Raw genomic sequence first — 6,205 nt, 5'->3', positions numbered from 1 at the left:
GGCCCTGCAGCTGGCCGGTGGCGGCCGAGACGAGCCGCCAGCCGAAGCGCGGTTTCGCCGTGTCGAGGCCGACCGGGCCGGTCCGGCGCTCGGTGGTCAGGCCGGCCAGGGTGACCGGCGAGCCGGCGCCGGGGTCGGGACCGGCGACATCGCTGCGCCACGGCCCGGTGCCGTACGCGCCGAGGTCCTTGGCCGCGGTCCAGGTCTGCGGCACCGAGTCGGCCGCCTGCCAGCTGCCGTCGGTGACCAGGTCGACAGTGCTCTGCGCGGTGGCGACCCGGATCCGGCCGAGGACACCGGCCGGACCCGCGCTGGTGTTGCGCGCGGCGATCGTCAGGGTGTTGCTGCCGGGCTTGAGGGCGGCGGCCAGGTCGACGTAGCGGGCGGTCTTCCAGGAGTCGGCGGTCCGGGTGGAGCCGGCGAGGTAGGTGTCGTTGAGCCAGACGTCGACCGTGTCGTCGCCGGTCACGACCAGCTGGGCGTCGGTGTAGGGGCCGGCCGGGGCGGTGAAGGTGCGGCGCAGGTAGCGGGTGGCGGCGGGGGCGCTCTGCGCGGGCTCCCCCTCGGCGAACCAGATCCAGTGCGCGCCGGCGAGGCCGACCGGCGCGGTGATCAGGGCGGCGGGACGGGAGACGGGAGGCGCTGCGGCGGCCGGGGAGCCGGGCAGCAGCAGGAGGGCCGCGGCGAGCAGCAGTGGTCTGCGGGCATGGAGGGATAGGGACTTGGCCATGCGATTCTCCTCGGTGGGGGGAGGTGCGCGGGGCAGCGGATCAACGCATTTAAACGTTTCAATGCGCTGACCTTTCGAGCGTAGGACGAACTACAAGATCCACTCAAGGGGTGCGGGATACGGTGGTGCGCGTGCAGGCACTCGAACTCGCCGACTACCGCGCGGCGGTGGCCCGGATCTACCTGACCGCGACCGACCTCTCCGACTTCCGCGCCCGGCGTGACGAGCTGTTCGCGTACCACCCCCAGTCACCGATCCCGAGCACCGGCGACTTCGAGGGTCTGTCCTACTTCCCGCCGAGCGAGCAGTTCCGCGCCGAGGTGGAGCTGCGCCCGGCGCCGGGCGAGATCGACATCGACACGGGCGGCCCGGACGGCGTGTGCCACTACGACCGGGTGGGCATCCTGGACACCCCGTGGGGCGAGCTGTCGCTGTGGTGGCTGGCCGCGTACGGGGGTGGCCTGTTCCTGCCGGTCCGCGACGCGACCTGCGGCCCCCAGTCGTACGGCGGCGGCCGATACCTGACGGACACGGTGAAGGGCACCCACGGCCGCGGGCTGGAGATGGTGTCCCGCACCCGCGTCCTGCTGGACCTCAACTACCTCTACAACCCGAGCTGCGCGTACGACGACCAGTGGCTCTGCCCCCTGGCGCCCCCGGAGAACAGGCTGACCACCGCGATCACCGCCGGCGAGCTCAAGTACCACTGACCGCGCGTCCGATTTCTTCAAGACGGCGCCGCCGCCGGGCTCCTACGCTTCGGCCATGGATGACGTCTTCGCCGCTGCCGAGCGGTTCGTCCGGGCCGAGGCCCGGCTGCTGGAGCAACGCCTGTTCGACACGCTCTTCCACGGGGCACCGGCCGGCGGGGTCGTCGACGCCCTGCGCGGTTACCAGAACGAGGACGGCGGTTTCGGCCACGGGCTCGAGCCGGACAAGCGCTGCCCGGCCAGCCTGCCCCTGGACGTCGAGATCGCCTTGCAGACCCTGGTGGCCGCCCGGACCACCGATCCGGAGATGCTGCGACGGGCGGCCGGCTTCCTCGACAGTGTCGCGGTCGACGGCGCGGTCTCGCTGGCCGCGCCGGTGATCGAGGCCTACCCGCGGGCCGAGCACATGACGGACTGGACCTACGTGCCGGGGCTGAACCCGACCGCCGGTCTGGCCGGTCTGCTGTACCAGCTCGACGTCGACCACCCGTGGCGCGACGCGGCCACCCGCTACTGCTGGCAGGCGCTGGAGGAGAACCCGCCCCCCGACGACGCGCACGCGCTGCTCGAGGTGTTCGCCTTCCTGGCCCACGTGCCCGACCGGGAACGCGCGGACAAGCTGGTCCCCGCCGTGACCGAGCGGCTGCTGACCACCTCGATGTTCCACCTCGACCCCGAGACCGAGGGGTACGGCCTGACCCCGCTGCACTTCGCCCCGGCCGCGGACTCGCGCTGGCGGTCCCTGTTCACCGACGCCCAGCTCGACGGGCACCTCGACCACCTGCTGCGGGCCCAGCAGCCGGACGGTGGCTGGGCGCTCACCTGGGAGCCGCCGAGCACCGCGTCCCGGCTGGCGTGGCGCGGGCGGGTCACCGTGGAGGCGCTCCGCACGCTGGAGTCGTACGGCCGGCTGCGACGATGAGGCCATGCGTGCGGTGATCTACGACCGGTTCGGTGAGCTGCCCGAGCTTCGCGACGTCCGGGACCCCGAGCCACCCGAGGACGGGGTCGTCGTCGCCGTCCGCGCGACCGGGCTGTGCCGCAGCGACTGGCACGGCTGGCGCGGCCACGACACCGACATCCGGCTGCCACACGTCCCGGGTCACGAGTTCGCCGGAGAGATCGCCGCGGTCGGTGCGGGCGTCCGCGGCTGGCAGACCGGCGACCGCGTCACCGCGCCCTTCGTCTGCGCTTGCGGCACCTGCCCGGCCTGCCTGGCCGGCGACCAGCAGGTCTGCCACCGGCAGGAACAGCCCGGCTTCACCTACTGGGGCTCGTTCGCCGACCTCGTGGTGGTGCCGCACGCCGAGACCAACCTGGTACGCCTGGACGACCGGATCAGTTTCGCCGCGGCCGCGACCCTGGGCTGCCGGTTCGCGACGGCCTTCCGCGCGGTGGTGGCCCAGGGCCGGGTCCGCCCCGGCGAGTGGGTGGTGGTGCACGGGTGCGGCGGCGTCGGGCTGTCCGCGGTGATGATCGCGGTCGCGGCGGGTGCCCGGGTCGTCGCCGTCGACGTGTCGGCCGAGGCCCTTGCCCTGGCCCGCCGTTTCGGCGCGGCCGCCACGGTGGATGCCACGACACCGCCGGTCGAGGCGATCCGGGAGCTCACCGGCGGCGGCGCGCACGTCTCCCTCGACGCACTGGGCAGCCAGGTCACCCTCACGGCTTCGATCGAAGGGCTGCGCCGGCGGGGGCGGCACGTGCAGGTGGGACTGCTGCCGGCGGTGACCGGCCGCCCGACGGTGCCGATGGAGCTGGTCGTCGCGCACGAGCTGGAGATCCTGGGCAGCCACGGGATGCCGGCGCACGCGTACCCGGAGATGTTGTCGCTGGTGGAGACGGGCGCGCTGCGCCCCGGCGAGCTGATCACCGGTGAGCTCGCGCTCCCGGCCGCCGCGGCGGCCCTGGCCGCCATGGACGGCGCCGCCCCGGCCGGCGTCCAGGTCATCGTGCCCTGAGCTGCTGTCACCACGATGCCGCTGAGGTGGCCACGAGGTCACCGGCAAGTCGCCATTGACGCCAACAGCCGTCCGGTCATCGCCCTGGGCCGCCCGGCAACCGGGCAACGGCAACGGCAACGGCAACGGCAACGGCAACGGCAACGGCAACGGCAACGGCAACGGCAACGGCAACGGCAAGGATCGTCTACCGCACCAGCGGCATCGACCGGAAGCCGGCCGGGCGCGACGTAATGGCCGCTGGTGGCTACCGCGGCAATCTTGAGGTGATCCCCCCTTACCGCCCGCGTGGAACACGCCTTGGCGCGTCTGAGGACCTACAAGATCCCGCGGGACTACCGCCGCGCCGGGCGCACACTCGCGGTCCCCGCGCCAGGCATCGCCCATCTGCACAACATCGCTCCGGCCGATCGACGCCGCCCACCCGTTTGCCCGGCAACGCCCGTACCGAGTTACGAGACATCACCTAAGAGGCCGGGTCAGGAGCTTTTCTAACGGTCGTCTCAGATTCGCTCGGTACGAAGTCGGCATCAGATGAGCGAGCCGATTCGCGTGCCGGAGGTACTGATGGTCGTCAATGTAACGCGGTCAGGGAAAGCGCCGCCCGGCGCGGCTGACCCGCACAGCGCGCACGCGGGCAGGTCGTCAGCTCCACCGCGCGCCGGCGAGCAGTTCCTCGCGGTGCCGCTGGTCGGCGCTGCCGCGGTGCGCAAGAAGGACGCGAAGACCCCCGGTCTCGAACTGAAGCATCTCGCCGACGGATGCCGTACGGAAACCACACCAGACAAAAACCTGAAAGAGAGACTGGCATGAAGTCCATGGGACGCCGCGGCTTTCTGGCCGCTGCCACGGCGCTTGGCGCCGGTGCCGGCTTGTCCGCGTATGCCGCCGTTTCGGCAGCGGACGAGGACGAGACCCCGGCCAAGACCCCGGCCAAGACTTCGGACATTGCCTTGCGGGACCGGGACCTGCCCTTCATCGGCGCGGAGGAGACATTTTCGACTCCCGAGTTGTTGAAGCTGAACTCCATCAATGAGGATCACATAGCGTACCTTGAGGAAATTGGCCTTTCGGATCTGGGCCAACGCCGCATCGGCGACATGGACAAGGGGGGACTCAACGTTCAGATCCTTTCTGCTCATACACCGTCCGTACAGAATGTCCCCGGGAAGAAGGGCATCGACCTTGCCCATCGTCTTAACCGGCAACTTGTCGAGGGCCCAATTGCCAAATATCCGGGCCGCTTCAAGGCTTTCGCCACCTTGCCCTTGCAGAGCCCGGAGGCGGCGGCGGACGAACTGGAACGCTCGGTCAAGGAAGATGGCTTCCTGGGCGCACTGACCAACGGACACATCACGAAGAAGTATCTCGACCATCCCGATTTCGACCCGGTGCTGGCACGGGCCCAGGCTCTCGATGTGCCGATCTACCTGCATCCCGGTTATCCAGCTGACGAGATCTTCAAGATCTACTACAGCACCACCCGGTCCAAATATGCGGAAGAGCTCCAACCCTACATTTTCAGTGGGTCTGGCTATGGCTGGCACCAGGAGGTGCTGACCCAGTGTATTCGAATGATCACATACGGGGTTTTCGACAGGTTCCCCAGACTGAAAATCATCATCGGCCACATGGGCGAAGGGCTTCCCTTCTACTACAAGCGGATCCTCGAAGACATGGGCGAGTCGACCGAAAATTCGCTCGAGAAGCCCTTCGCGCAATACTTCAAGGACAACTTCTGGGTCACCACCAGCGCATTCCCCCAGACCGAACTGCTCGATCTCCTGCTGAAGTTCATAAGCGTGGATCGCGTGTTGTTCGCAACCGACTACCCGTTCGCGGACATCAAGGTCCAGACCGACTGGTTCCGCGGAGTCGATCTGCCACGCGAAGACAAGGAGAAGATTGCGTTCCGAAATGCAGAGAAACTGTTCAGAATGAAATTGCCCGTGAAGTGATACGCCGGCGTCGGCCGGAGTGAAGAATGTGGCGAGGCCGGCGGCGTCCGGGCTGATCGACGGCCCGGCATCGCCGGGCCAACACACCGGTCAGCCCGGCGTGGGCACCCGGGCGGTGCTGATGATCGCCGCCTGGACGATCAACCCGGCGGTGGCGGAATGGCTCATCCGGCGCCGTCCCCGCCCGGCCGGTCACGCCCGGGCGCCGCCGTCGACCGGGAGCACGGCGCCGGTCACGAAGGAGGCCCGGTCGCTCAGCAGCCACGCCGCGGCCTCGGCGATCTCGGCCGGATCGGCTGACCGGCGCAGCGGCGTCGCGGCGATGAGGCGGTCCGTCAGGCCGGGCGAGTCCGCCTCCCAGGTACGGATCATCTCGGTGCTCGTGTTGCCGGGCGCGATCGCGTTGACCCGGACGCCCTGCGGGCCGTACGTGACGGCGGCCGACTCCGTGAGGCTGTTGACCGCGCGTTTCATCGCCCCGTACGCGGGCAGCGCCGGATTGCCCCGCAGACTGCCCACGCTGGAGTTGTTGACGATGGCGCCGGCACCGGCCGTCTCCCGGATGGCACCGATCTCGGCCACCATGGCCAGCCACACTCCCCGGAGGTTCACGGCGTACAGCTCGTCGAAGTGCTCCTCCCGTACCTGGTCGAACGGCAGTGGCGGGGTGATGGTGGCGCCGTTGTTGAAGGCGACGTCGAGCCGCCCGAAGACCTCGACGGTCCGTGCGACGGCGGCCCGCACACTGCCGGCGTCGGCCAGATCGCAGACCACGTGGTCCGCGCGGCCGCCGTCCCGGCGGATCTCCTCGGTCACGGCCTTCAGCTGTTCCTCGGTGCGCGCGGCCAG

Annotated in this window: 6 protein-coding genes and 2 pseudogenes; 6 read left to right on the top strand and 2 right to left on the bottom strand. The window is 69.9% G+C overall.

Annotation, left to right across the window (positions count from 1 at the left end; translation table 11 throughout):
* Positions 1-730 (bottom strand): annotated as a pseudogene (locus tag AB0C29_RS28875) (hypothetical protein); the annotation flags it as partial.
* Between the two features lie 131 nt (positions 731-861).
* Between AB0C29_RS28875 and AB0C29_RS28870 the strand changes: the two are divergent.
* The 6 genes and pseudogenes from AB0C29_RS28870 to AB0C29_RS28845 all read left to right on the top strand — a co-directional run bounded on the left by AB0C29_RS28870 (position 862) and on the right by AB0C29_RS28845 (position 5,356).
* Positions 862-1,440 (top strand): DUF1684 domain-containing protein, encoded by a 579-nt coding sequence (locus AB0C29_RS28870; protein ID WP_360826447.1) that lies wholly within the window; start codon positions 862-864, stop codon positions 1,438-1,440.
* Between the two features lie 55 nt (positions 1,441-1,495).
* Entirely contained in the window at positions 1,496-2,362 is an 867-nt protein-coding gene (locus AB0C29_RS28865) for a hypothetical protein (protein ID WP_360826444.1), read from the top strand.
* A 4-nt stretch (positions 2,363-2,366) separates the two neighbouring features.
* Positions 2,367-3,398 (top strand): zinc-binding dehydrogenase, encoded by a 1,032-nt coding sequence (locus tag AB0C29_RS28860; protein ID WP_360826441.1) that lies wholly within the window; start codon positions 2,367-2,369, stop codon positions 3,396-3,398.
* 39 nt (positions 3,399-3,437) lie between these two features.
* Positions 3,438-3,800: pseudogene (locus AB0C29_RS28855) on the top strand (hypothetical protein); the annotation flags it as partial.
* A 132-nt stretch (positions 3,801-3,932) separates the two neighbouring features.
* Positions 3,933-4,211: a hypothetical protein gene (locus tag AB0C29_RS28850; protein ID WP_360826438.1), complete on the top strand. Its 279-nt coding sequence runs from the start codon at positions 3,933-3,935 to the stop codon at positions 4,209-4,211.
* Complete coding sequence (locus AB0C29_RS28845; RefSeq protein ID WP_360826435.1) at positions 4,208-5,356, top strand: amidohydrolase family protein; 1,149 nt, start codon at positions 4,208-4,210, stop codon at positions 5,354-5,356. Before AB0C29_RS28850 ends, AB0C29_RS28845 begins: the two co-directional genes overlap by 4 nt.
* A gap of 192 nt (positions 5,357-5,548) precedes the next feature.
* On the opposite strand, the gene AB0C29_RS28840 is transcribed toward AB0C29_RS28845, so the two are convergent.
* Positions 5,549-6,205, bottom strand: a 657-nt coding sequence (locus AB0C29_RS28840; RefSeq protein ID WP_360826432.1) for an SDR family oxidoreductase, incomplete at its 5' end; no start/stop codon positions are given.

It is taken from the genome of Actinoplanes sp. NPDC048791 (genome assembly GCF_040650095.1).
In the GTDB taxonomy this organism is placed as follows: Bacteria; Actinomycetota; Actinomycetes; order Mycobacteriales; family Micromonosporaceae; genus Actinoplanes.
The sequence above is the reverse complement of the archived record's forward strand: the minus strand, read 5'-3'. Positions and strand labels throughout refer to the sequence as shown.